Genomic DNA, 3,233 nt, shown 5'->3' with positions numbered 1-3,233 from the left:
CCATCGAACGCCAGCAACTGCATGCGCGGCTCAAGCGCATGGCGCAATACGATCAACTGACGCAACTGCCCAACCGCGAACTGCTGCGTGATCGGCTCAGGGCTGCGCTGGCCCATGCGCGAACCGTGCACGGACACATGGCGCTGCTGTATGTCGATCTGGATCGCTTCAAACAGGTCAACGACACCCATGGCCATGCTGTCGGTGACATGCTCCTGCAAACCGTGGCCAATCGGCTGAAAGGCTGCGTGCGTGAAACCGACACTGTGGCGCGTATCGGTGGCGATGAGTTTGTCGTGCTGTTGCATAGCGTGCATGCCGCCGAAGATGCCGACAGTGTCGCCGGAAAAATCCGTCAGGTGCTGGCGCAGCCCATGCGCCTCGACGGCCATGACCTGCGTATCGAACCGAGCATCGGCGTGGCGCGCTTTCCTGAACACGGTGAAGAAGAACAGCAACTGTTCCGGCATGCCGATCAAGCCATGTATGCGGCCAAACGCCTGAATCATCGGGCGCTGGGCATCTGAAGCGGGAGCGCCGTTCGTCGCGGCCTCGGCAGATTTTCTAAACCTTTGAACGCCAAAGCCTTCTTAACTGAGGCGGACAATTGTCCGCCGCGACTATTTGAGCAGCGGGCGAATCACGGCCCGCTTGAATTTTCAACGAAGGAGGGCGCGACCATGAGCCGGATGGCCACCCGTTTACGTAATGCCAGTTTTGCGACTCTGCTGGGCCTGTGCGCCAGCACTGCGTTCGCCCAGTCGCCTGCCGAATTCATCAATGATGCCTCCGCCAAAGGCATGGCCGACATCGAAGCCAGCCGTCTGGCCCACGGCAAGACTGAATCCAAAGAGGTCAAGGATTACACCATTGTCGTCATCAACGACCGCACCACGGCCAACCAGCATTTGGCGAAAATCGCCAAGAAGCTCGACCTGCCGGTCGCACCTCGCGAAGAACTCGCCGACAAGGCCAAAGAGCTGATGCCGGAAGTGAAGGATGGCGCGACTTTCGATCAGGCCTACGCCGCCAGTCAGGTCAAGGCGACCGAAGAGGCCATCACCCAGATCGAGCAACAGGCACAGACCACCGACGTGCCGGAAATCAAAGCGTTTGCCGATGAGACTTTGCCGAAGCTGCAAAACCATCTGGAGAAAGCCCGAGCGTTGCAGGCCAGTCGCTAACTTCGCCGTGTTGTTGCAGCGCGAACGAAATCTTGAGTTGAAAAGCGATGCTTGCCCTGTGGGAGCGAGCCTGCTCGCGAAAGCGGTGTGTCAGTCAATGATGTTTTGACTGACCCTCCCTCTTCGCGAGCAGGCTCGCTCCCACAGGGTGTGTTTACTTGCTCAGCACTCATTCAAATCCTGTTTTGGCTTGCTCTTGTCTCCAAGCCCCTCAAGATCGAACACCTGATTCTCACCCAGCGCGCGGTAATGCCGGCGCAGCGCTTCGAGCTGCTTCAGATCCAGCGCCTCCAGCCCGAGCATCGCGTTCTGCGCTTCCTTGTTCACCCGCAGCAGCTCATCGAGTTTCAAGTGCAGAATGTCGGTATCGCGGTTCTGCGTGTTCTGAATCAGGAACACCATCAGGAACGTGATGATCGTCGTCGATGTATTGATGATCAGTTGCCAAGTGTCGTTGTAACCAAAAATCGGCCCGCTCAAACCCCACAACCCGATCAGAATCAACGCCCCCATGAACGTCTTCGGGCTACCGGCCCACAGGGCAAGTTTTTGGGCAATTTTTGCGAATTTCATGATGGGAGTCCTTGTTTTGGGAGCTTGAAATTCAGACATCGGCGTTGCGCTGAAAATTCTGTTTACAAGTTCTCCGTTCACTCAATACCTGGGTTAGGACTTGCCAATCTTAGGCTTATATATGGACACCTTTCATTGTGGAGGTTTAAGTCTAGTATCAAATGGCAGTCAAACTGCCATCAGCTCATTCCACGGATAGAAACCCGTAAGAGGCGCCTCATGGAATTCTTCGAAAAGTTAGCCAGCCTAGCCGCAAAAGTCCGCTTGCAGAGCGCTGCGATCCAGACTGAAGAAGCAACGAAAAATGCATTCGTCATGCCTTTTATCAGCACGGTTCTGGGTTACGACGTTTTTGACCCGACTGAGGTGACCCCCGAATTCGTCTGCGATATCGGCACCAAAAAAGGCGAGAAGATCGACTACGCGATCATGAAAGAGGGGGAAGTGCAGATTCTGATCGAATGCAAAAAGATCGGTGAATCGTTGCACATCAATCACGCCTCACAGTTGTTCCGATATTTCCATGTCACCAGCGCTCGAATCTCCATTCTTACCAACGGTCAAGTCTATAAATTTTTCACCGATCTGGACGCGCCGAACAAAATGGATGAGAAACCGTTCCTTGAATTGGATTTGTTGGACATTGATGAGTATTCAGTCCCCGAGTTGGTAAAGTTGACGAAGTCAGCTTTTGATGTTGATTCCATCATCAACGCAGCGGGGGAGTTGAAATATGTCAGCCAAATCAAAAAGGTCCTCGCCGCGCAGGTCAGCAAGCCGGACGATGACTTTGTAAAGGTTTTCGCTTCTCGGGTTTATGACGGCGTGATCACGCAGAAAGTGCGCGACCAGTTTCACGAGCTGACCAGAAAAGCTGTCGGTCAATTTTTGAATGACCAGATCAATGATCGGCTCAAATCGGCCATGAGCGGCGCTATCCAGCCAGCGTTGGCCTCCCTGCCATTAGTTTCTGCCGGAACTGATCCGGTAGATCCGCGTGACGAATCAGATGACAAGGTTTTAACAACGCTGGAAGAGCTGGAGGGCTATCACATCGTTCGGGCGTTGGTTCGATCTGTCGTCGATGCCAAGCGCATTGTTCAGCGCGATACACAGAGCTATTTCGGTATCTTGCTGGACGACAACAATCGCAAACCGATCTGCCGTTTGCATTTCAATCGATCACAAAAGTATCTCGGCATCTTCGATGAAGAAAAAAACGAGACCCGTCATGCGATCAACTCGGTGGATGACATCTATGAGTTCTCGGATCATCTGAAAAAAACTGTCGGCTATTACGATTGATGGAGAGTCGACCGTTCAATCAGACACCTCATGCAACGTTCGCACTGGAATTGCCTTTCATGCTGCCTGTATCGTGAAAAGCAATCGAACACCCAACAGGAGAACGCAATGAGTTGGTCTGCCCAGCAATACGTCGCTTTCGAAGATGAACGCACCCGTCCGGCCCGTGAT

The 3,233-nt window shown here is 53.5% G+C and carries 4 protein-coding genes; 3 read left to right on the top strand and 1 reads right to left on the bottom strand.

Annotated elements, in window-relative coordinates; genetic code table 11:
- Both OQK_RS04440 and OQK_RS04435 read left to right on the top strand, forming a co-directional pair.
- A partial coding sequence (locus OQK_RS04440) for a diguanylate cyclase domain-containing protein (RefSeq protein WP_038860553.1) occupies positions 1-527 on the top strand: 527 nt, incomplete at its 5' end.
- A gap of 153 nt (positions 528-680) precedes the next feature.
- Positions 681-1,184, top strand: a complete 504-nt coding sequence (locus OQK_RS04435) for a DUF4142 domain-containing protein (protein ID WP_016771302.1) — start codon at positions 681-683, stop codon at positions 1,182-1,184.
- Positions 1,185-1,346: 162 nt separating this feature from the next.
- Here the strand turns inward: OQK_RS04435 and OQK_RS04430 are convergent, their stop codons facing one another.
- Positions 1,347-1,757 carry a low affinity iron permease family protein gene (locus OQK_RS04430; protein ID WP_016771301.1) on the bottom strand — a complete coding sequence of 137 codons (411 nt, stop codon included), beginning with the start codon at positions 1,755-1,757 and terminating at the stop codon, positions 1,347-1,349.
- Between the two features lie 219 nt (positions 1,758-1,976).
- On the opposite strand from OQK_RS04430, the gene OQK_RS04425 reads away from it, so the two are divergent.
- Entirely contained in the window at positions 1,977-3,062 is a 1,086-nt protein-coding gene (locus tag OQK_RS04425; RefSeq protein WP_016771300.1) for a type I restriction endonuclease, read from the top strand.
- Positions 3,063-3,233 lie beyond the last annotated feature (171 nt).

Origin of the sequence: Pseudomonas sp. R62 (assembly GCF_000257605.1) — a bacterium.
GTDB classification, from domain to species: Bacteria; Pseudomonadota; Gammaproteobacteria; order Pseudomonadales; family Pseudomonadaceae; genus Aquipseudomonas; species Aquipseudomonas atacamensis.
The sequence above is the reverse complement of the archived record's forward strand: the minus strand, read 5'-3'. Positions and strand labels throughout refer to the sequence as shown.

Excerpts from the sequence above, each read along its gene's own strand:
- OQK_RS04435 (WP_016771302.1), top strand. The coding sequence starts at position 681 with ATGAGCCGGATGGCCACCCGTTTACGTAATGCCAGTTTTGCGACTCTG.
- OQK_RS04425 (WP_016771300.1), top strand. The coding sequence starts at position 1,977 with ATGGAATTCTTCGAAAAGTTAGCCAGCCTAGCCGCAAAAGTCCGCTTG.
- OQK_RS04430 (WP_016771301.1), bottom strand. The coding sequence starts at position 1,757 with ATGAAATTCGCAAAAATTGCCCAAAAACTTGCCCTGTGGGCCGGTAGC.